Below are 21474 nucleotides of genomic sequence, written 5' to 3' on the forward strand. Positions count from 1 at the left end.
GCTGCTACATCTGCTCCTAAGTTGATTAAATCTTTTAAATATCCTTTTGCAGCAATAGGGTCTCGCGGAATTTTGTGCCAGTGCAAGGATTTGGTGATTTGTGCTGCTTCCTGTAGCAATGAAAGTGCTTGTCGAAGGGATTCTTTGGAGGCACGAGGAACTTTATAGTATTTGATTGGCTGTTTGCTTGGAGTCAGGAAATCTTCGATGCTATCCTCGTCAATGTCACCGTCCTTGTCTTTATCCTCGTATGCTAGAGGATTGAATGTCATGTCGATTTCCTCTTCTACCTCTTCCTTTTCAAAATCAAGGTATTCGATAGCTGCCTCTAGATTTCTAAATATCTTGTTGGCAACTAGTCGTGCTAGTCCAATTTCGACTAAGGAACGAGCGATCGCCATTTTATTTTCATAAACGTCAACTTTGACGTCTAATGTCATGCCGTATATTTCTGCTAGCGCTTCTGCGATGTTGTCGGGGCAGGCGTCCTCGCCTTCTACTTCAAAGTCTATAGGAAATTGTCCGACTAACTCATCTAGCATATCGAAGTGATATTGATGCCATTCAGCAATGTTATTGACAGTGGTGTTTTTGGCATTTGGATCGGTGAGTTTCTCTGGGAGAGTCCCTGGAAATTTGGGGGTTTCAGAGATACCAGTAACGTTGGCGATCTTTTTTAGCTCCTCGCTCATTTTTCTAGTCAGTGAGAGAGTAGCTTTGCAACATTTTTTTTCCATTTCATCACCTTGATCTTTTTTGTCTTCTCTTATATTGTCAGCAGGATGTCTGTCAGTAGGAGGTGGCATTGGACTACTGTAAGCTTCGCACGGGTGATAATATCTATAAGCTCGTGGTGGCGGATACAACTTTCCCTTGTGTTCTACTGTATACATTCTCCAAGTCTCACCATTGTATCTGTATCCCCTCCAATACCATCTCCTACTTCCATCCTTGATCCCCTTTTGAACCCATTCCAAGTATTCTCTAGATGCCGGACTTATCCAGTCTACTGTGGAGTTGGACTTCCTGTCCACGACTGGACACCACCAATTTGCGTATGTTTCTCGGGGCGGTTCGTCATCATCGGGTTCATTGGGTTCCTTAGGTTCATCGGGTTCCTTAGGTTCATCGGGTTCCTTAGGTTCATCCTCATCAGATTCATCCTTATCAGGTTCGCAAACATTAAATGTAATCTTCTCGCCTCCTGCTTCCATGCTGATTGAGTAGCATTTCAATGGTTTCCCATCTTCAGTCTCGTCTTCGTACTCATCAACTTCAGTCTCGTTTCCTTCTGGAAGTTCTTCTTCTAATTGTTCGACTATTTCCTCCAGGTCTTTTTCTCCGACTTGATCAATTATTTCGTCGATCTCCAATAGCTTGTCGTTAATTATATCATCGAACAGTTTTTGTTCCTCACCAAGATAATCTTGAAGTTCTTGACCTGAACCATCAATATAATCTTGTTCCAGATCATATAGAAAGTCTTCTAGGAGAACTGTTACCTCATGTGGAGGCGGTATAATATAAACATTTGGCCCCCATCCTCGATGTGATTTAATAAACTCTGGAAGGAACCACAATGCAGGATTAGAGGCTCCGAAAGCTCTTGCAAAAATTGCTCTTACTCCTGTATGGACCAAGTCTTCAGCTTTATTATTGATGGCTTCTTCCAAGCCATCCTCTGCTACATCTTCAGCAAAATCCTCCGCTTCCTCTGCTATTTCTCTAGCTTTCTCCCTGGCGCGTTCCCTGGCTTTTCTTGACGATTTTCTCATCACCTAAACAAATCTTAAAGATAAATCTTCTTGTGGCTTGAATCCATCTAAATCATAAACATAATCTACGGAAATGTCAATGTAGTCACCTAGAGATAAAGTTCCACTTCCCAAATCAATGATCCGAATTAACATTAAATCTTTCTTTCCTAATAATTTGTTTCGCGAGCTGATTTTTCTCAAGGCAGGAACATTATAAAATGTATCTTCATAATTCTTGATCTTAAAGAGTCCTAATGGCTTTTCATTTATTAAAAATTCTAATCCAATTAATTCACTATTTTTTTCCGACCGAATAGATTCAGAAAGTATAGTAGCGGTACTATCTTCAGCATTGATTCTAGGAATGTCTCCTTTAGTCAAGGTCTTGTCTACTTTTATGCTCACCCTAATATCGCTAATTACAAAGATTACTCCGACTTTCCATCCTGTTGTTTCCAATCCTGATAAGTCTGAAGAAACTATTTGAGCGACATTCAGGAGAGTTCCTGATTGACTTGGAGCATCAAGTCTGATGGTATTAGTTCCTGATTGAGATAATAACTTCATATTCTCGGCTAAAAAAAATCTACATCTTTCAATTATCAATTATACTTATTTTAATCCTGGATGTCGGCAGAATTTTTCCTAGCACCTTCTGTTGCCCGGAAAGTTTAAGAAAAAAAATTAATAATATGTTTTTTTCTTTACAGCATCTTCTAATTTGTCGATATCTTCCTTGTTCTGATCGACTTGAGCTTTGAGTTTACCATATGCGAAGGCAGCTCCTATAATCGCTACTATTCCAGCTATTAAAACTTCTTGCGCAATCAAAAGATTTTGTGTATTTTGCATGAGTTTTTTTTGCTATTGAATTGATTTATTCCCACTTTCACAGCTTAAGATCATGTCCCCATTTCGCCACGAACAATTTCGGTTTAAAAAGAACGAAATAGGGATTGTTTAATAACTCTATTATGGCTAGATTGATTATTATTAGTTGTAGCTTGCTTAGGCAAAACAGGAAATTCAATTTGTTCCGGTTGACATTCTTAATCCCAAGCATACTAAAGCTATCAGACATTACATGACAAGTTAATCCCTCTACAAAAGTTTATAATCTATCCTCGGTATCCAGCAATCACTAGATACCCAAGATAAATCAATCACTTATTTTTTTTGATTATTTAAGCTCTTTTTTGTCTACGCTTGTCAGTGATGTTGGATCATCAGTTGGGAAATATAGTTTAGAACCAGTCTTTGTTGTAAATCCTAATGGCATTCGACTTTCCTTGGCAAATCTTGCTAAGAAAAGAGCGAATGCAGGAATGCTTACTGCTTCAGGCATCCTTATGCAAGCCCATCTCTTCTTTCTGGTACCTGACTTAAATTTATATTGTATCGGGGTGTGCAATTTGACTTGGTATTCCACCCCAATTATTTTATCCTCTTTTAGATTGACGCAGGGAATGCCATTATTATCAGCTCTACCCTCGTCTGTCTTCTTCGCGCCTGGAGCTTGAAATCTTTTGATTTCGTCTCCAACGCCTAATGCTTTGATTTGGGCTTCGACATCTGTTTCAGAGTCTATGCCTAGAGCGATTGCAAAGCTTATGGGTATGTTTGTGATGACAAAGCGGTCTGTAGAAATTAAAGTTTCCACATAAAAAGAATTTTTCTCAGCATTCTTTTCGCTTGTATCGGTACTTTTATAGCTGCTGAATGCTCGCTTGGCATTCTCTATCAAAATTTGTGTGCGCAATCCTGTATCAGAGTCAACCCCTTTCCTGGTATTACGCCCTCCGTTTCCAGCCATTTTAATTCACCTCCTTGTTTAAAATATTAATTGTTTGACCTTAAGTCTTATGATGTGGGTGTTTATACATCATAAATTTCGATGATTTTGGGTACGGCATTACCGGTGGCGTCTATTTCGACACCAAACTGAAAAGCCAGAGCTATTTGCCCCTGCGAGGTGTCATAGTCAAAGTTTACGTTCTGCACGATAGCAGTTTTATCTGCATTTGCTGTTTCTCGCTGCTTGAGCATTAAAGCGGTATTTACTTCTATTGCTTGACCTTCTAAAGTGGCTGATGTGGTAGTAATAGCGGCTGCCATACTTTTTTCTCCTTTGTTTCTATTCTTTTTCGAGAATAACTAAGTGCATCCTGTTTTGTCTAGCTTTTCTCCCCCATCTTTCCTTCTGTCAATATATATTGACAGGAAGATTTACTCTTGAATAAAAGCTACTAAAGATTCTATCCACTACCAACCGCCTGTCTTCCAACCAAGGCAAACCGATTAAAATCTCTGGTATTCCATCACCAACAACAACAGGAACCTTCATTTCTTGATCATCAAGACAAACTGCACCTTGGTACAAATTAAAAGTTGCCACTCCCAATGCTGTCCGGCTTTCTTCTTGTTCTTGAAAACGCCATCCCAAGCTTTCTGCATCTTGAGTATCTATTGCTAACCAGTCAGTAAAACCAGTATCTAACAAAGCATCAACTATTATTCTCGAACCGTCTGCAGCAATTAGCTCTATTTCAAAAAATAACTCTCCTTTGCTACCAAAATATCCTTGAATCATATTTTCCCAACTGCTCCTGTTTCATTGACGCACATTGCCATCAATAAAGCACTAGGGTATTTTTGTTGAGCTTTTTGACGAGCAACATCTCGATCGCGATCTAGAAAATAATCTCCACTATCGGGTTCGATATAAATAAACCAGTCGTAATGTTCTTTCACCAAGTCTGGATAAACTCGCCAAAAAATTTCCCGACACCGACTGGCAAAAGCTTCATTTTCTGCTTTGCGTCTGTCTATTTCCTCTGGGGAAAGAGGGGGGCGATCGCCATATATTGGCGTACCTCTGGCTACTTTTCTGCGTGTTATTTGAGTCATATTGAATACTCCTTATATTCATCAGATGACAATATTATAACAATTATACCAAAAACTTAATCAAGTCCGAGTTGTCGTCGCACCTCCTCAATAGGAATGCCACCTTCTGCCTCTTGTCGGGCACGCGATCGCTCAATAATACCAATAAATTCCTCATTAAAACTGAGACTAAGCGTTTCCAAATCCATATCCTCGTCCAGAGGCACTAAAGCCATAACTGGCCGCCCTCCATCCGTAACAATTAAAGGTTCGCGATCGCTACTCGAACATTTCCTCAATTTCTTGCAAAACCTCTGCTAAAGTAGGAGTGTTTGAAGAAATAATATTATCCTCACTTCCTTCATGCTTGTGATGGGGAAAAGTCGGTAAATTTAAATCTTGATGATGCTCGGTATCGTCATAACGAAAAATCAGATTATTCCCGGCATCCATATAATGATAGGACTACATTTTGCGCTCTCTTATTGTTTGAACGCTGATAAACTCTCGAACATGAAGAATCGAATCGTTGACAAAATAAATATTGCCTCGAATAAACCCTTCGTCGATATCTCGTTTCTGGAAGTTAATGTCAAAACTCCTGACAATAATTAGGGATTCGAGCAAGCTGCGTATTTCTTGAAAATAAGCTTCAATCAACTAGCTCAACTCCTTGGATTTTTGTTTTTTTATCAAGCAAATGTGTCAACATCCTTGATTCGCCAATCCACTCATCAAAATCTCCAGAATGAGGTAGCTCGTTATTGTTAAATTTATGCAAAAATTCTGTAGTCGATAGCTGATATTTAGTCTCAAATTCATCTAGTCGCTGCTCGGTGATTTTAATCCCGTTGTCTGTGGATTGTAAGGCAGCTATTAAGGCGCTTTTAATAATAGATTTGACAGCCTCTGGGTGTTGACTCTTTAGTTTAATTTCTACAATTTTATCTGGTAGCGATGCCAGATTATTATTGTTAGTTTCTAGCACAAATTTAACCTCCCAATTTTTTCAAAAATTAGCTCATTCTTGACTATGGAAAACTAGACTTAACTGGTCTATTTTAGATTGCTATTTATCTAGATTATTGCCTCGAATAAACCAGAACATTTTCCATTAATATAGAATCCGGTTTAAAACTCGTCATTGGGACTATAGGAAGCAATCTTGTGACACCTCTCAGATTGCTTCCTTCCACGAGTGAAAGTCGCAATGACTTGGCTATAGGAATTATCCGGATTCCATATAATTTGTCTCAATTATCCATTATCAATTATCCATTATCAATTATTCCTGTTCCTCAAAAATACTATCTAATTTTTCCAGCAATTCTTCAGCTAACTCCAAAAGTTCAATTCCATCCTCTTCATTCTTATCATTTATATCTCGGTTACTACTAGCCACACTAACATCACCAGACAATAAATTTTTTACAGCAAAAAGACGGTCATCGTCGTCAGAAATTTGCCACATTTTTTCTAACTCTGAAGCAATTTTTGATGTGGATTTTTCTCTTAATTTTTGCCTCACTCTTCCTACTACTGGGTCATCACTTTCGAGAAGAGAAATTATAGAATCAAAATAAGTATTATCATCCCAATTTTCCAACCAATCTCCATCAATATCTTCTACATAAAGGTCTGCTGCTTCTAAACCATAATTTAAAATATCAGCTTGTAATTTTCTAGATGATTCTAATAGTTTAGTAAACTCTGCTAATTTTTCTTCTGGAGGATTTTTTGGGTTTGTCGCCATAATATTAATATTTTTCCTGAGTTTATCTATATTCAGTTACAAACTACACTTTAAATAATTACCTTTCTGGAGATTATCGCTATGATCTAATGTGGTTTTGACTAATTCATTTTGATAATCTTGTTTGCCAGGATTATAGCTTAAAAAAAGACCTCTGTCAATCTCCCAAAATACTAGAGTATGTTTCCACTTTTCTGCTTTATTTTTAGCAAAATTTTTAGATAAACTTGTAAGTTGGATACACAATGGTTTCTCTTTATTACCACTAACAATAATATCTGTTGCCATTGACAAATCAACAATATAGCGTTGTAAAACTGTGCCTTGATTAAGTTGAATTTTATTAGCGATCGCTTTAATTATTTCCCTATCTTCCTGAGTAAACTCTCCTGACATTAGTTTTTGTTTCCAAATATAAAATTTAGGGTCTTTTTCTTGTAGCCATTTTGGGAATAATTCTTGATACCAATATTGTTCTGTAGGATTCATTTGTCGATAGTCAAATTCTGCCTGAATTTCCTTTTCAATAGATTTGATAATTAGGAAAGTTTGAGAATCTTGAATAAGCTGTTTCAAAAAAAGCATCACAAATTTTTTAGCTGTCAGAGTACCAGGTTTTAAATGTTTAATCCATTTATTTACTTCATCTAATCTTTTTGTCAAATATGAGTCTACTAAGGATGCTTCCTGAATCAAAGATTTTAATTTTGCCTTTATCTCTCTAGCTTGCAAAATAGAAATTACCTCCATTAATTATTGTTGATTAACTATTAATACCAATTTGTTAAAGATATGGAAGAGTTTGATTTCCCCAAACACTCCTTGGAAAGGGTTGCTCAAGAATTCAGGTTTATGCCATAACTTTATTAAAATGGTATAAAATATGGGCAATAGACCTCTCCATAAAAGAAAAGAGGGAATAGGGAATAGGGGAAAAGAATTAATTATTTCTGTATGATAATTGATTTTATTTTTGATTGTTGGAGGTGTCTAATAGTAGTAGACTTGCCCACTAAGTACCTAAATATAGCAATTTAGGACTTACGCACTCAAATAAAAGACTAGGTTTCTTGCCCTAATTACTGTTGTTCAAATCAGGAAATTTTGTGGATAAAACCTATTTATGTGTAACTCCTAAAACTCTTATAATATCATATAATTTTCAATAATTACAAGACTTGGAGTCAGAAGAAACCATTATGAACTTTTTTGACAAACTGCTAAACAATATAGAACGGAACCAAAGTTTACTTTATCTAGAATTAGATCCTAATCCAGAAAGTTTACCTAAAGAAGCTGAGGGTAAAAATATTCTGCCAAAATCTTTATTTGCTAATCCTCCAGAAAAAGACAATCAAGAATTAATTCAAGATTGGTGGGAATGGCTCGATTTTTTAATAACTGAAACGGAAAAATATGTATGTGCTTATAAACTTTCTTTAGGCTATTATCAATCTTTGGGAATACCAGGTTTAGAACTACTTCAGCAAACCCTAAAAATTATTCCTTCTGAAATTCCAATTATCTTAGATGCTAAACACGGCGACTTAAATACAAGCACGGTATTTGCTCAGACTATATTTGCTGATTGGCAAGTAGATGCTTGTACAATTTCACCTTATACAGGTCTTGATTTAGTTGCACCTTTTTTACTTTATCCAGGTAAAGCGGTATTTCTACTTTGTGCTACAGCAAATCCTTCGGCAGCAATATTACAAGAATATCCTCATCAAGACCAACCTCTTTATCTGAAATTAGTAGCAGAAGCTCAAAGATGGGCAACTCCTGAACAACTAGGTTTAGAAGTAGGAATAATGCCAAATATGGTAGCGAAAATTAGACAAGCTGCTCCAGAAAGACTAATACTAATTCAGGGAGATATAGCAGAAGAAAATGATATTACTAATGCTGAAAAATTAACTCAACTTTTAGCTGCTGGTTTGAATATTAATGGTGAAGGATTACTTTTACCAATTCCACCTAAATTATTAGTTTCGAGAAATTATAATACTGCAATTGAAAGTTTAAGAGATACTATTAATGAACAACGTCTCAAAGTAGTTGAAGGTAGTCCTACTTGTGAATTGTGGTTACCAGATGTTTGTTTTTTACAACATGAACCAAATCGGGATTTAATCTTACAACTTTATGATATTGGCTGTATTATTTTTGGCGATCATGTACAAGCATCGGGAGCTATTTTTCCCTACTATATAGACTTACGAAAAATTATCTCTATTCCTCAAATATTCCATAAAATTGTTACTGCTTATGCTGAGATTCTTAAAGATTTGGAATTTGATAGAATTGCAGGTATTCCCTATGGTTCATTGCCTACTGCAACAGGTTTAGCTTTACGTCTAGAACGTCCGATGATATTTCCTCGCAAAGAGGTAAAAGCTTATGGCACTGCTCGATTAATTGAAGGGCATTTTCAACCAGGGGAAAAAATTGTAGTTGTGGATGATATTATGATTAGTGGCAATAGTGTAATTAAGGGAGCAGAGAAACTTAAATCTGTGGGATTGCAAGTAGAAGATATTGTGGTATTTATTGACCATGAACGGGGGGTAAAAGATAAGTTACAAGAGCATGGATATCGAGGTCACTCAGTCTTGACTTTGACAGAAATTGCTCAAACTTTACATGAGTCTAATAAGATTAGTTCTGAACAATTTAATATCCTAAAAAATAATCATTAAACTCTATGATAGTTATGTCAATTGAGTAATTTATGGTGGGAATTTCAAATTCAAAATTCAAAATTTTGAATTTAAACGTTAAAAGTTAAAAGTTAGATTTTATAGGCTCAAAACCTAATACCATTTCGACCTGATGTTGCGCTTAATAAAAGATATAAAGCTATCAGTAAAATTCAGGTTTGGGTAAGAATTATTAAGCGCATTGTGACAGAGAAATGGTATAAGCATTCAGCTATTAGCATTCAGCTATTAGCATTCAACTTTTCCTACGGAATACTATTTAAATAGATGAGTGAACTTAATAACTTGACTTCGGTAGATAATCTTTTGACTAATCTTAATACCATGGCTATTTCCTTTTCTAAGGTTAGTCACGAAAATTTAAAGGTTAGAGTAGCTTTTGCTTATTTCTGGAGTAACACTTTTTCATAAAATGAAATAGTCATGTCTTAATACTACTGAATATATTTGGCTTAATCCTGATGGTACAAGTATGACTATAATTTTTAATTATAATCAGAAAGTGGTGAGTATTAGAACCCAAAATATGAATGCTTATAATTTTGGTAATCCTTTCTGAAATCAACCCAAACCAGTTTATTCAATTACACAAGAAAAGTATGAAAAGTTGCAGCTAGGAATGACATCTCAAGAAATTAGAAATATCTTATACTGACTATTGACTATTAGACATCTCCAACAATAAAAAATTGGTGGTGGTGCTGAGGAATGGTAGAGAGAGTGTGGGAGATGTGGGAGGTGTGGGAGGTGTGGGAGGTGTGGGAGGTGTGGGAGGTGTGGGAAGAAATTACAAAACTTATGTATCTTCGCCATTCCTCAGCAGAACTACCAAAAAATTAAATCAATTATTGTAAATAATTCATTAATTATTTCCCCCTATTTCCTATTCCCTATTTCCTCTTTTTTGGAGATGTCTATTGATTACTAGAATTTGAAAATATTTGTAACATTCTTTTTTCACGCTTGGTATTATATAGAATCCGGGTAATTAGTTATCGTATCGCTCTAGGAGTTAGGAGTTGTAGGGGCGATTCGCTTAATTAGGAGCATTCCGTAGGAAATCGCCCCTACAGGAGAAAGAAAAGATTGGAATAGCATGAATTTTTAAATTTGTATTCATGCTTAACATCTGTATTAAGAGAAAGTAATTTTGCAATTACTGCATAACCGGATTCTATATTAGATATAATTATTTTGATAAAATTTATTCAATTTACTCATTGTACAAGAATAGTATTGACAATTTATCATAATTTTTATTAATATAAGGCTATTTTGATACTAGAATCAAATCTAGAAAATATTTATGCAATTGGTATGAAGAATTTTTTATTTACAACAGTTCTTATGGGTTTAATATATACCTTACCTATGAACCTTAAACCCGTTTTTGCTAATCGAATTACTGAAGCTGATTACGATCGCCTGAAAATAGGTATGACATATCAGGAAGTCAAGGGAATATTGGGTAGAGAAGGTGAAATTTATACAGAATATAATAGTCCGAATCTTGAAAAATTTAGCGTTGCTTATCGGTGGGTAAATAATAATGGTACAGGAATAATTGCTGTATTTAATTCCGAGAATAAGTTGATTAAATTAAATGCTCAAAATTTGAATGCTAATAACCTTGGAATAAATCGAGAATCGCCAGTAGTTACCAGTTTAAATTTTGAAAATATCAAAGTTGGTATGACTTATGATGAAGTGAGAAAAATTATTGGCAGTGGAGGTACAAAACAGCCAACTAGAGATAATCCTTTAACTAATTCTAATACTACTGAATATATTTGGCTTAATCCTGATGGTACAAGCATGACTATAATTTTTGATTCTAATCAGAAAGTGGTGACTATTAGAACCCAAAATATGAATACTTATAATTTTGGTAATCCTTTCTGGAATCAACCCAAACCAGTTTATTCAATTACACAAGAAAAGTATGAAAAATTGCAGCTAGGAATGACATATCAAGAAATTAGAAATATCTTGAGAAAGGAAGGAGAATTAGATACAGAATTTGACCCAGAAACTTTTGAAAAATCCAGAGAAGCAAGGGAAATGCAAATCAATGCTAATGCTTATCAACGGGGTTTAGTTGATAGAGAACAAGTAGTGCCAGATGAACCGGAAGAAGGAGATAAAATTAAGGATGCTTATAAATGGATGAATCCTGATGAAACAGGAATTAAAGTAGTTTTTAATATGCAAGATCGAGCAGTTGCTATATATACTTTTGGTTTAGGTGTAGGAGTTCGCTAATGAAGTCAAAAGTCAAAATTCAAAATTCAAAAGTAAGATTTGACAGGCTCAAAAATTCACAAGTCAAAAGTCAAAAGTCAAAAGTTAAACCTCAGATTTGACAGACTCGAAACTGGAATATTCACAATTCAAAAGTCAAAAGTTAAACCTCAGATTTGACAGACTCGAAACTGGAATATTCACAATTCAAAAGTCAAAAGTTAAACCTCAGATTTGACAGACTCGAAACTGGAATATTCACAATTCAAAAGTCAAAAGTTCAACCTCAGATTTGACAGACTCGAAACCGGAATATTCACAATTCAAAAGTCAAAAGTTCAACCTCAGATTTGACAGACTCGAAACCGGAATATTCACAATTCAAAAGTCAAAAGTTCAACCTCAGATTTGACAGACTCGAAACCGGAATATTCACAATTCAAAAGTCAAAAGTTAAACCTCAGATTTGACAGACTCTAAACTGGAATATTCACAATTCAAAAGTCAAAAGTTCAACCTCAGATTTGACAGACTCGAAACTGGAATATTCACAATTCAAAAGTCAAAAGTTCAACCTCAGATTTGACAGACTCGAAACTGGAATATTCACAATTCAAAAGTCAAAAGTTCAACCTCAGATTTGACAGACTCTAAACTGGAATATTCACAATTCAAAAGTCAAAAGTTCAACCTCAGATTTGACAGACTCGAAACCGGAATATTCACAATTCAAAAGTCAAAAGTTCAACCTCAGATTTGACAGACTCGAAACTGGAATATTCACAAGTAAAAAGTCAAAAGTTCAACCTCAGATTTGACAGACTCGAAACTGGAATATTCACAAGTAAAAAGTCAAAAGTTCAACCTCAGATTTGACAGACTCGAAACTGGAATATTCACAATTCAAAAGTCAAAAGTCAAACCTCAGATTTGACAGACTCGAAACCGGAATATTCACAATTCAAAAGTCAAAAGTTAAAAGTCAAAAGTAAGAACTGATAACTGAAATGAAATTTTTAAAGTGAATTAGTATCAGAATTCAGAATTCAGAAGTTCTTTTTGTAGCAGAAATAATGATGAGTTTAATAGTTTCGTAGCAGAGGAATTTTGTATGTTCATTGAATTAGATATTTATATATTAATTTAGAGGATAGTTTTTGAGAATAACCATCTCACCTGTTCATTATATTTTTGGCAAGTAGGATACGCACCCAATCTCTAATGGTTGCCCAAAAATTAGATAATCGTAATGATAAATTAACTAAATTTTTCTATGTCTAAAAATCAAAAATGGTTAGGTTTAATGATTGGAAATTCCCGATTACATTTTGGTTATTTTGCTGATGCAATACTTCAGAATGCCTGGAATACTAACCATCTTCAACAAAAGGAAATTAAATCTAATATAAATGAAGAAAAGGGAATAGAAAAATCACTCAAAAATATATTAGAAACTAAAAATCTAAACTTCAATCATGGGATGCCTTTGTTAATAGCATCAGTAGTTCCTGAACAAACAGCACTTTGGCAAACTTATCCTAACTCTGATATGATTACTTTAGATAAATTGCCACTCCAAGGACTTTATCCTACTCTCGGAATAGATAGAGCTTTAGCAGTTTTGGGTGGAGGTACAAACCTTGGTTGGCCTATATTAGTTATAGATGCTGGTACAGCAATTACCTTTACTGGTGCTGATGTCCAAAAAAAAATAGTGGGAGGAGCTATCTTACCAGGGCTAAAATTGCAATTATCATCCTTAGCAACAAGAACAGCTATGTTACCATCAATTGATATACCTGTAGAGTTACCTCCAAAATGGGCAAAACAAACAGCAACAGCAATTCAAAGTGGGATAATTTATACCATATTGGCAGGTATGAAAAATTATATTGTATCTTGGCAAGAAGAATTTCCTGACAGTAAAATAGTATTGACTGGAGGCGATCGCCTTATACTATTGAGTCATTTGACAACCCTATTTCCTGAGGTAGCTCCGAATATTATAGATGCACCTGATGTAATTTTTTGGGGAATGGCAAGAGTGTGGCAGCAGATATTCAATTAAACTAAATTAAAAGTTTATGCTATAACAATCCTCTAATATATTTGTGTATAAGAATCTCACTGCTTTTAGGGAATAGGCAATTGGCAATAGGTAAGACTTTCGGAGTTGATTTCTAGTTTTTGATTACCCGCAACTATTTAGGATTGCTATATAACTTAGTAATATTGTCATTAAATTTTCTTGATACTTATTATCTCCAATTCAAGCAAAATTATTTTTGAGAATATTTTATCCAATATTCTGAGAATATAAGCAATTAATTCAGTCTAATCAAGGAGACTTTAAAGATAGTTTGATATTGACTGTTATACCCAAAATAGTGTATTATAAAGTAGTTATTGAATAAAAAAGGAGATTATGACTAATTCAACTGATACGAGTTCTGAAATAATTGATTCTCAGTCAAAAAATCCCCAGGTAGATACCTCTAAATATGAACTACCTAGCCCTGGTATATTGCCAATTCTAAGAATACTTGCATATCTTTCTTTGGTTATTGCTATTACCTCATGTATTACTACTTTTTTATTCCCAGGTGAGATTAAATTATTGATCATTTTAGTAGTTTCTATTAGTTTGTTTATTTTTTTACTCCCTGTTAATAGTGAATTAAATAAAAAATATACTAAGAAACTAAGAGATTATAATGTACTTAAGGCAAGAGACATATATATCAATGTTTCCCAACTAGAAGACTCCCCAAAAAGTATACAGATAATGCAAGGAGTAGAAACAGCTTTAAGCTATACTCAAGAGTTAATAGAAGACTACAAAAAGACTCGTGTACAGTCAAGATTTTTTTACTATCTACTACAGATCGTAACAATAATTTTTTCTGGAGTTACTCCGCTTTTAGTTTTGGTTGATAAATTAGACACAGGTCCAGTTTGGCTAAATTGGTTACCTGTAATATTTCCAGCGATCGCTTCTATTGTTGCTAGTCTTTCAACTTCATTTCCTTTTGAAGACAAATGGTTATCTTCTAATCGAGCTATAGAACTTTTAGAAGCGGAACAAGAGAAATTTCTTTTAGGGGTAACTACAGGTTATAGAATTCCTCGTAATGCCGAAGAAAAGGAACGTTACAAAACGACAAGAGATGCTATGGCTAAATTTATTAATCAAGTAAATACTATCCACCTCAAACAATTACAAGAGCAAGAAAAAACTGAGCAAGGAGCAGAGGAAGGAGTAGAAAAACAGGTAGACGAAGAGCAATAAAATAAAGTCAAAGAAACTAGATAATTTGCATCAGGTAAATCCTTAATATTTATAGAATGGCTAATTGGATTAAGAGCAATTATTCAACTTAAGTGTCCTGAAATAATTTAATCACCTCCACCAAATAGTAGAATTAGCAAGTAAAAAAATCAGGTTTTCAGCTTATCCTGAACTCAGGATAAATTAAGTTTCTAATTCTCCCAAATTAGCTTTCATTATTTGTAAGACTATCTGATCGAGTTTCTCAGTAAGAGTGAGGTACAGTTATTTTTTAATTTCCTGTATTAGATGTTCTGGAAAACCGAAAATTTTGTACCTCACTCTTTAATCTTTATAGAAATTCCTAGAGCAATTTGAGATGATCAACTTTTGTAGCTTTTGGGTTTTGGGGAGGTATTTATTTTCTCTCTAAAAATACTAAGTAAATTGATTTTTATGAATATGTTTTTAAATAAACCTCCTATATTTGCCAGTTTAACTATTTGTTTATTAGTTTCTATAAGTAGTTGCGCCAATAATCCTGGAAGCAAAGAACTAGAGCAAATTTTTGCAGCAGATCCCCAGTTAAAAAATAATTTTCCCTCAGAAATATCCTCAGAACCTAACTCTGAGTTACCAGATAAATCTGAACCTTCTGCCATCTCAACTTGGTCACCAAACCCTCAACCAGAAACTCAGCTATCCCCCGAAATATTACCTACACCTTTACCGACTCCAACAGTAGCAGCACTACCTACACCGACACCATCTCCCCTTAATGTTATCCCTCCAGCACCTATCCCCACACCTTTAGAGTCCCCTGTATTAAAAAAAGCTCTTAGGGATGTCCCTACAGGTTTACGTCCATACATTGCAGATTTGTCCAAACTTCGAGTATTTCAGCAACAACAACCTAAAAATCAAGATAATCCCGACGCTACTAATATTTTAGTTGAACCTCAAAACCTTGTGAGTCGGCGTATATATGCTAGATGGTTAGTAACCGCTAATAATGAGATGTTTGCTAATAATCCTGCCAAACATATCCGATTAGCTAGAGCAAATGAAAAACCAATTTTTGAAGATGTGCCAAAAACTGACCCCGATTTTGCTATAATTCAAGGCTTGGCAGAATCAGGTTTAATTCCTAGTCCTTTATCTGGGGATGTTAATGTGGTCAAATTTCGCCCAGATGATTTTTTAACCCGTGAGGATTTAATCTTGTGGAAAGTGCCTTTAGATTTTAGGAAGCCATTACCAGAAGCTACAATAGAGAAAGTTAAGGCAGCTTGGGATTTTCGAGATGCTTCTAAAATTGACCCTGGTGCTTTAAGGGCAGTATTAGCAGATGCTAATAATGATTTTTCTAATATTCGCCGGGTTTTTGGTTATACTAGATTATTTAGGCCAGATAAAACAGTGAGTCGGGCTGAGGCTGCTGCTGTTTTATGGTATTTTGGAGACCAGAACGATGGTATATCAGCTCAGATGGCTTTACAGACTAACCACAAATCTAATCAAAACACTTATTAGTGTTTAAATGGTTAGTCCAGCCCACTTTCTTCAAGTAAACGTTATTTTAGTCACCCTAAAGGGTTTGCCAGTTGCTCCACTTGGGGAGACCCCAAGACCGCACTGGCTCACAATACGTCGGGATGCGCGGCCAGTTCCGACCTCTATTGTTTGGCATTAAACAGGCAAAGAGATTTGAAAAGCTAGTTGAATAATTAATAATTAATAATTAATAATTAATAATTAATTATTAAAGAGTTTTCTGATTATTAATTAATAATTAATACAGCGGATTTCTTACTCGGTGAGGTCCGACTGTAACAGCCTAGAAGGCTGTGCTACAAAGCTTTTATAATATATTTACCTCATAACACGCTGAATCTGCTGTAATTAATAATTAAAGAGTTCTCTCATTATTAATTATTCATTATTCATTATTAATTATTTAGGCGAGGCCAACTTTACACTTTTTGTAGGAGGGACGCAACAATGTCCAATTCAAGCAATTATGTATTCGTACTTGACGCCCAGAAAAACCCCTAGCACCATGCAAACCTGCCATGGCTAGGTCATTGTTAAAAGCTGGTAAAGCCAAAGTTTTCAAGCGCTATCATAGCAGTCGAATATTGGGCGCTCCCACATCAAAAGCCTAAAACCCAGACAAAGCAAGATTTTTGCTTCTACCCTTAATACTAATAGTTGACCCAAATAATTGGGTTTAGAGCAAGGACTTTTAAGGCAAAATGTTTTTGGAGCGGGGCCTAAATCCCCGTTACAAAAATAACTTCTGACTTCTGACTTCTGATTTCTGACTTCGTTCAATGGGGCCAAATAGTGACGAAAAAAAAATTTCATACCCCTTGACATTTATTTAGGCATTGGCTATAGTAATAAAGGTGAAAAGAAAAAAACAAGCCCCCATCGTCTAGAGGCCTAGGACACCTCCCTTTCACGGAGGCGACAGGGATTCGAATTCCCTTGGGGGTACTAAAAAATAAAGGATGACAAATATAAGTTTGTCGTCCTTTTTTATTTTTTTTGCTCTTTAATATTGCAGTGTTTTTATACTTGTAGAGGATAGGAGTTTGAGGATAGTAGAGGAATTATTTCTCATATAAAATCTGGTATAGCGTTTCTCAAATTGGTGAGATACAGTTTTAGATCCCCCCTGCCCCCCTTAAAAAGGGGGGAGTCTTCAAAGTCCCCCTTTTCAAGGGGGATTTAGGGGGATCGTAACTGTACCTCATCTTTATGAGAAATGCTATAGCATTTTCAAAAGATGGTGGTTATTTCAATTTAGAAAGTTTTGATTATCAATTGTGGGAAAATGTAGATGCAATTGCTGGTTATACAACTAATTTTTTTAAGTCTGAAAACTGCGCTTTATTTAAACCCCGCTCTTAAGGGTGGACATTCTCAAATTATCAAATATAGTCATAGCAATAATTTGACTTCTGACTTCTGACTCCTGACTCCTGACTTCTTTTACCGGAAAATAAAGGTATAAAGCCTCTCCATTCATGGAGAAAAAAGCGGTTGAGGGATGGCGAGGTCTCCTTCCCTCCGGGACGCTACGCGTTTCGCTGTCGCGACATGAAAAGCGGAGCTTTGCGCTAGCAAGCGCCATATCCAATCAACCAAGAGAAGAAAAAAAAATTCCTTTTAGCCAATCCTCTTCTTTATAAGAAGAGGTAATTATTAATTATTAATTATTAATTATTAATTATTGAATATATGTTTGGTTTTATCATTGTTTTACTGGCATCATTCTGTTTTTGTTTCCAAAATGTCATTGTAAGAATTCTCTTCAATGAACAAACAATTTTAGGAATTTTTACCACAGGTGGGTTTGTTATACCAAACCTACAAAATTCTTTTCTATTAATGTTTATGCGGATGGTGTTAGTAGTTCCATTAATGGCATCCTTTGCGGCAAGACTTTACCCGCTGACTTGGCAAGATATTCGAGCATTAGGAAATAATGAAGCACGTCCTATACTGGGGCGATCGCTCCTTGGTGGAGTGTTGATGTTTCTATACTTAGCACTACTTTATATATCTATCGGTTTGATCGAAACTGGAATTGCTTTAACTCTGTTTTTTACTTACCCGATATTCACTTCGCTGCTTTCTTGGAGATTTTTAGGTATTCCTCCGACAAAGTTTCGCTGGATGGTAATGGTAGTTGTGTTAGTCGGTACTTTTTTGACTATTCCTTATACTCAGACAACATCCGATAGTTACAACGGAATTGGAGTGATTTTTGGCATTGCTTCTGGATTTGCTTATGCTCTCTATACTGTAAATGCCCAAAAAAGTTTTGAAGGTATACATCCGGTTCCGTTTACTTGGATTAGTTTTGCTACTGCTTTAGGGTTATCTGCTACAAGTTTATTAATTTGGCAGGGAGACAATGCGGATCTTAACTGGACTCCTATGTGGGTTGGTGGTTTCTTGTCAGCGATCGTGACTTTGAGTGGTCATTTAATGTTTAATTATGGAATTAAGTTGATAGGTGCTACTACTGCAGCAACTATTGGTGCAATTAACCCCAGTCTAACAGCAATTTTAGCATGGTTAACTATTCAAGAAAATATTAATGGTTTGCAAATTCTGGGTATTTTTATTGTTACTGCGGGTATTTTATTGTTGAGTCAAGAACATCGAGTAGTTGTTAAGCAGGAGTAATACCATAAGCGATTACCAGAATATAGTATTATTAAAATATATTCTAGAAATTAAATTTTTAGGAGATATATAATTTTGAGTGGTTATCTTATTTATCACCCTTCTCGTGTAGTTTCAGACTTTGAAACTACGAGAGTTTACTACGACAACACAAATGGTAATCAAGATCCCTATGTTTGGAATCCAAAGTTTCTTCATACTTACTGTCACATTACTCAAATGTCACCCCAAGTTGGCAATATAAATTTTTGGGTTTCTGGAGACACTTTTCCAAACTTTAATAATCTGTATTGTGATTTAGTATTTGTAGTTGCAGAAAAGCTATATTGGGAAAATTCTAATACTATAGAAATTTCAGACTCTATTGTTGATACTGATGAAGCATATAATGATCATTATCGTTGGTTTTGGCAGCATCACTATCAGCGTCGTCGCAGATTTACTTTAAAAGCAAACCCAGAATCTAGTTTCCAACCACAAAATATTTCTCAGGAATTAATTGATATTGTTCCTTTTTTGCTTGAGCAAGGTTTCACTTTAATTCAACTTCGTCAAAATTTACGTTCAGGTTTTAATTCTAAACCTATGGGTTTGGGTTTAATAGCAATTAAACTTTATTCTTGGCTAAATCAATATGCAAATATTAAATTATATGGAGATGAATTACAAAAAATTCGCAAAAAAAATACCATTCTTGCTAGTTTATCTGAAGCAGGAAAAAACTGCCTATAATTCATGCTTAAAAATTGATAATTTATGAATAATAATTGATTTGATTGTGGATTTTTGGAAATGTTTAACATTACAGATAAATAGATAAAATATTCACGAGGTAATTTAGTTTATTAAAAAAGTATTTGATTTTCTTGACAATTCAGAAAATTGTGCTACTATCCATATCTAACCATTAATTAAGCGAATAAGTTATGTTGCTTCAAGACAAACAAATGACTGCACAAGAGTTCATTTCCCTACTAGACGACATTATTGAAAAACAACATTTACTTAAGCACCCATTCTATGAAATGTGGAATGAAGGAAAATTATCTTTAGAAATGTTGCAAGAGTACGCTCAAGAATATTATCTACAAGTTCATTATTTCCCTACTTATGTTAGTGCTACTCATGCAGCTTGTGATGATTTAGAAATTCGGAAAATGCTCTTAGAAAATTTGATTGAAGAAGAAATGGGAGCAGCAAATCACCCTGAATTATGGTTACGTTTTGCTGAAGGTTTGGGTGTAAAAAGAGAAGCAGTTAAAGAGCGGGAACATTTAGCAAAAACTAAGGAATCTGTAAGTATTCTGAAGGAATTAGCTCGGAGTGAAAATCCTGCTAAAGGTTTAGCTGCTCTTTATGCTTATGAGTCACAAATTCCCGAAGTTGCTACTACTAAAATAGCTGGTTTGAAAGAATTTTATGGTATTGATTCTGAAGCAGCTTTGGCATTTTTTAAAGTACATGAAAAAGCTGATGAAATTCACAGCAAAGTTACAAAAGAAGCATTAGTAAAACTATGTGAAACTGATGCGGAAAAACAGGAAGCATTAGCAGCAGCAGCAAAAGCGGTAGATGCTTTGAATTTATTGCTTGATGGTGTTTATGAAGAATATTGTCAAGCTGTGAATTAATTTTCAAATAGCAATCATTTAGGGTTGCTGGAAAAAAACTGTAGGGGTTTGGTTTCCAAATCCCTTATACAGCGCTTTTTGTTGTTTGTGAGGTACACCCCGATGCGGGCAAGATGCCCTATATAAATGAGGGTATGCGCCTCCCCTTGGATAGGGGATGAAAAAAATATTTAATTTAGTATTTCAAGTCTTTGATTTTAGTCGGAGGTTCACTCTCTACTGATAACTGATAACTGATAACTGATAACTGAAATGACCTTGTACATCATTTGCCAGAAATATTCTGTATGTTTGGGTTTGGAGACCAAACCCCTACGATCAAATGAACATTTACCTTGTACATCATTTGCCAGAAATATTCTGTATGTTTGGGTTTGGAGACCAAACCCCTACGATCAAATGTTACAACCTATTTAGGATTACTAAAGGATACTTTAGAATACTTAGACCATAAAGTATCCTGATTAATTTAGATCATAGGTATCAGGAATTCAGAGCTAATTTATACAGGACTTACCTAAGTACGCTATATGTAGCGTACTTTTTTAGTCTTATCGTTAAGACTCTAGTTAATTGTTTTTCTAGAAAAATATTACTCTTAACATATATTGTGATCTACTAGCAATAAGAAAATTAAATTTCCAAACTGTTACAAATAGTTAAAGAAATTAACTAATTTTGGTGACAAAAATCATAAAAAACTAGGATTCAAGTCACAGTAATTTCTCATAGAGCAAGGTTATCTTGATTAAAAAGTATAGATTAAGCTTCAAGAAAATTACTTATGGATCTCCGATATGGCGACCTATGTTACGATACCCAAGCAACGATAATAAACAAGGTTAATATAGTAAATATTTACTATATATTTACTATATTAAGTCGAAGCATTTTAAATGTCCGCATTGCGATCGCTCAATACCGAGAGATTGAAAAGGTGCTTTGGGGATTTTCCTCAAAGCATTGCTATATAATGCTTACCTTGATGGTTGTGCTGTTACATTGCTATGAACGG

Annotated in this window: 23 protein-coding genes, 1 tRNA gene and 1 pseudogene; 13 read left to right on the top strand and 12 right to left on the bottom strand. The window is 34.9% G+C overall.

Going from position 1 to position 21474, the window contains the following annotated elements; all coding sequences use genetic code 11:
• The 12 genes and pseudogenes from F6K40_RS02555 to F6K40_RS02615 form a co-directional block, all read right to left on the bottom strand.
• Positions 1-1778: hypothetical protein (locus tag F6K40_RS02555; protein WP_293130919.1), on the bottom strand; the 1778-nt coding region annotated here is incomplete at its 3' end.
• Entirely contained in the window at positions 1779-2324 is a 546-nt protein-coding gene (locus tag F6K40_RS02560; RefSeq protein ID WP_293130922.1) for a hypothetical protein, read from the bottom strand.
• A gap of 117 nt (positions 2325-2441) precedes the next feature.
• Positions 2442-2609 carry a hypothetical protein gene (locus F6K40_RS02565; protein ID WP_293130925.1) on the bottom strand — a complete coding sequence of 56 codons (168 nt, stop codon included), beginning with the start codon at positions 2607-2609 and terminating at the stop codon, positions 2442-2444.
• A 328-nt stretch (positions 2610-2937) separates the two neighbouring features.
• Positions 2938-3570 (bottom strand): hypothetical protein, encoded by a 633-nt coding sequence (locus F6K40_RS02570; protein WP_293130928.1) that lies wholly within the window; start codon positions 3568-3570, stop codon positions 2938-2940.
• Between the two features lie 62 nt (positions 3571-3632).
• Positions 3633-3872 carry a hypothetical protein gene (locus tag F6K40_RS02575; protein ID WP_293130931.1) on the bottom strand — a complete coding sequence of 80 codons (240 nt, stop codon included), beginning with the start codon at positions 3870-3872 and terminating at the stop codon, positions 3633-3635.
• 88 nt (positions 3873-3960) lie between these two features.
• Positions 3961-4347, bottom strand: coding sequence for an aspartyl protease (locus tag F6K40_RS02580; protein ID WP_293130934.1), 387 nt, complete (start codon positions 4345-4347; stop codon positions 3961-3963).
• Positions 4344-4664, bottom strand: coding sequence for a hypothetical protein (locus tag F6K40_RS02585; protein WP_293130937.1), 321 nt, complete (start codon positions 4662-4664; stop codon positions 4344-4346). The genes F6K40_RS02580 and F6K40_RS02585 overlap by 4 nt, the downstream gene beginning before the upstream one ends.
• A gap of 56 nt (positions 4665-4720) precedes the next feature.
• Entirely contained in the window at positions 4721-4942 is a 222-nt protein-coding gene (locus F6K40_RS02590) for a hypothetical protein (protein WP_293130940.1), read from the bottom strand.
• Positions 4923-5303, bottom strand: a pseudogene (locus F6K40_RS41550) (toxin-antitoxin system TumE family protein). The gene F6K40_RS02590 and the pseudogene F6K40_RS41550 overlap by 20 nt, the downstream one beginning before the upstream one ends.
• Positions 5296-5631, bottom strand: coding sequence for a hypothetical protein (locus F6K40_RS02605; protein WP_293130949.1), 336 nt, complete (start codon positions 5629-5631; stop codon positions 5296-5298). The pseudogene F6K40_RS41550 and the gene F6K40_RS02605 overlap by 8 nt, the downstream one beginning before the upstream one ends.
• A 297-nt stretch (positions 5632-5928) precedes the next feature.
• Positions 5929-6396 (bottom strand): hypothetical protein, encoded by a 468-nt coding sequence (locus tag F6K40_RS02610; RefSeq protein WP_293130952.1) that lies wholly within the window; start codon positions 6394-6396, stop codon positions 5929-5931.
• Positions 6397-6432: 36 nt separating this feature from the next.
• A complete protein-coding gene (locus F6K40_RS02615; RefSeq protein WP_293130955.1) occupies positions 6433-7146 on the bottom strand; it encodes a hypothetical protein in 714 nt (237 codons plus the stop codon).
• A gap of 449 nt (positions 7147-7595) precedes the next feature.
• Here F6K40_RS02615 and F6K40_RS02620 point away from each other — a divergent pair, with 449 nt between their 5' ends.
• From F6K40_RS02620 to F6K40_RS02680, 13 genes are all read left to right on the top strand, one after another.
• Positions 7596-9098, top strand: coding sequence for a bifunctional orotidine-5'-phosphate decarboxylase/orotate phosphoribosyltransferase (locus tag F6K40_RS02620; protein WP_293130958.1), 1503 nt, complete (start codon positions 7596-7598; stop codon positions 9096-9098).
• Between the two features lie 729 nt (positions 9099-9827).
• Positions 9828-9959 carry a hypothetical protein gene (locus F6K40_RS02625; RefSeq protein ID WP_293130961.1) on the top strand — a complete coding sequence of 44 codons (132 nt, stop codon included), beginning with the start codon at positions 9828-9830 and terminating at the stop codon, positions 9957-9959.
• 531 nt (positions 9960-10490) lie between these two features.
• On the top strand, positions 10491-11381 hold the full coding sequence (locus F6K40_RS02630; RefSeq protein WP_293130964.1) for a hypothetical protein: 891 nt from the start codon (positions 10491-10493) through the stop codon (positions 11379-11381).
• 1252 nt (positions 11382-12633) lie between these two features.
• Positions 12634-13428 (top strand): pantothenate kinase, encoded by a 795-nt coding sequence (locus F6K40_RS02635; protein WP_293130967.1) that lies wholly within the window; start codon positions 12634-12636, stop codon positions 13426-13428.
• Between the two features lie 357 nt (positions 13429-13785).
• Positions 13786-14649 carry a DUF4231 domain-containing protein gene (locus tag F6K40_RS02640; protein ID WP_293130970.1) on the top strand — a complete coding sequence of 288 codons (864 nt, stop codon included), beginning with the start codon at positions 13786-13788 and terminating at the stop codon, positions 14647-14649.
• 435 nt (positions 14650-15084) lie between these two features.
• Positions 15085-16161, top strand: coding sequence for an S-layer homology domain-containing protein (locus tag F6K40_RS02645; protein WP_293130973.1), 1077 nt, complete (start codon positions 15085-15087; stop codon positions 16159-16161).
• 539 nt (positions 16162-16700) lie between these two features.
• Positions 16701-16793 (top strand): hypothetical protein, encoded by a 93-nt coding sequence (locus F6K40_RS41295; protein WP_375340544.1) that lies wholly within the window; start codon positions 16701-16703, stop codon positions 16791-16793.
• Positions 16794-17054: 261 nt separating this feature from the next.
• Positions 17055-17127: transfer RNA gene (locus F6K40_RS02655), tRNA-Glu, on the top strand.
• A gap of 264 nt (positions 17128-17391) precedes the next feature.
• Positions 17392-17544, top strand: coding sequence for a hypothetical protein (locus F6K40_RS02660; RefSeq protein ID WP_293130976.1), 153 nt, complete (start codon positions 17392-17394; stop codon positions 17542-17544).
• Positions 17545-17874: 330 nt separating this feature from the next.
• A complete protein-coding gene (locus F6K40_RS02665; protein WP_293130979.1) occupies positions 17875-18828 on the top strand; it encodes a DMT family transporter in 954 nt (317 codons plus the stop codon).
• Positions 18829-18903: 75 nt separating this feature from the next.
• A complete protein-coding gene (locus F6K40_RS02670) occupies positions 18904-19560 on the top strand; it encodes a hypothetical protein (protein ID WP_293130982.1) in 657 nt (218 codons plus the stop codon).
• Between the two features lie 194 nt (positions 19561-19754).
• Positions 19755-20459: a CADD family putative folate metabolism protein gene (locus F6K40_RS02675; protein WP_293130985.1), complete on the top strand. Its 705-nt coding sequence runs from the start codon at positions 19755-19757 to the stop codon at positions 20457-20459.
• A 252-nt stretch (positions 20460-20711) separates the two neighbouring features.
• Positions 20712-20876: a hypothetical protein gene (locus F6K40_RS02680; RefSeq protein ID WP_293130988.1), complete on the top strand. Its 165-nt coding sequence runs from the start codon at positions 20712-20714 to the stop codon at positions 20874-20876.
• The last annotated feature ends 598 nt before the right edge of the window (positions 20877-21474 follow it).

The organism is Okeania sp. SIO3I5 (assembly GCF_010672085.1).
In the GTDB taxonomy this organism is placed as follows: Bacteria; Cyanobacteriota; Cyanobacteriia; order Cyanobacteriales; family Microcoleaceae; genus Trichodesmium.

Bases quoted from the DNA above. Each gene is read 5' to 3' on its own strand.
- F6K40_RS02625 (WP_293130961.1), top strand. From the start codon at position 9,828: ATGGTAGAGAGAGTGTGGGAGATGTGGGAGGTGTGGGAGGTGTGGGAG.
- F6K40_RS02580 (WP_293130934.1), bottom strand. From the start codon at position 4,347: ATGATTCAAGGATATTTTGGTAGCAAAGGAGAGTTATTTTTTGAAATA.
- F6K40_RS02640 (WP_293130970.1), top strand. From the start codon at position 13,786: ATGACTAATTCAACTGATACGAGTTCTGAAATAATTGATTCTCAGTCA.
- F6K40_RS02560 (WP_293130922.1), bottom strand. From the start codon at position 2,324: ATGAAGTTATTATCTCAATCAGGAACTAATACCATCAGACTTGATGCT.
- F6K40_RS02575 (WP_293130931.1), bottom strand. From the start codon at position 3,872: ATGGCAGCCGCTATTACTACCACATCAGCCACTTTAGAAGGTCAAGCA.
- F6K40_RS02610 (WP_293130952.1), bottom strand. From the start codon at position 6,396: ATGGCGACAAACCCAAAAAATCCTCCAGAAGAAAAATTAGCAGAGTTT.
- F6K40_RS02585 (WP_293130937.1), bottom strand. From the start codon at position 4,664: ATGACTCAAATAACACGCAGAAAAGTAGCCAGAGGTACGCCAATATAT.
- F6K40_RS41295 (WP_375340544.1), top strand. From the start codon at position 16,701: ATGGCTAGGTCATTGTTAAAAGCTGGTAAAGCCAAAGTTTTCAAGCGC.
- F6K40_RS02660 (WP_293130976.1), top strand. From the start codon at position 17,392: ATGAGAAATGCTATAGCATTTTCAAAAGATGGTGGTTATTTCAATTTA.
- F6K40_RS02615 (WP_293130955.1), bottom strand. From the start codon at position 7,146: ATGGAGGTAATTTCTATTTTGCAAGCTAGAGAGATAAAGGCAAAATTA.
- F6K40_RS02645 (WP_293130973.1), top strand. From the start codon at position 15,085: ATGAATATGTTTTTAAATAAACCTCCTATATTTGCCAGTTTAACTATT.
- F6K40_RS02570 (WP_293130928.1), bottom strand. From the start codon at position 3,570: ATGGCTGGAAACGGAGGGCGTAATACCAGGAAAGGGGTTGACTCTGAT.
- F6K40_RS02680 (WP_293130988.1), top strand. From the start codon at position 20,712: ATGACCTTGTACATCATTTGCCAGAAATATTCTGTATGTTTGGGTTTG.
- F6K40_RS02675 (WP_293130985.1), top strand. From the start codon at position 19,755: ATGTTGCTTCAAGACAAACAAATGACTGCACAAGAGTTCATTTCCCTA.
- F6K40_RS02565 (WP_293130925.1), bottom strand. From the start codon at position 2,609: ATGCAAAATACACAAAATCTTTTGATTGCGCAAGAAGTTTTAATAGCT.
- F6K40_RS02665 (WP_293130979.1), top strand. From the start codon at position 17,875: ATGTTTGGTTTTATCATTGTTTTACTGGCATCATTCTGTTTTTGTTTC.
- F6K40_RS02620 (WP_293130958.1), top strand. From the start codon at position 7,596: ATGAACTTTTTTGACAAACTGCTAAACAATATAGAACGGAACCAAAGT.
- F6K40_RS02635 (WP_293130967.1), top strand. From the start codon at position 12,634: ATGTCTAAAAATCAAAAATGGTTAGGTTTAATGATTGGAAATTCCCGA.
- F6K40_RS02630 (WP_293130964.1), top strand. From the start codon at position 10,491: ATGAACCTTAAACCCGTTTTTGCTAATCGAATTACTGAAGCTGATTAC.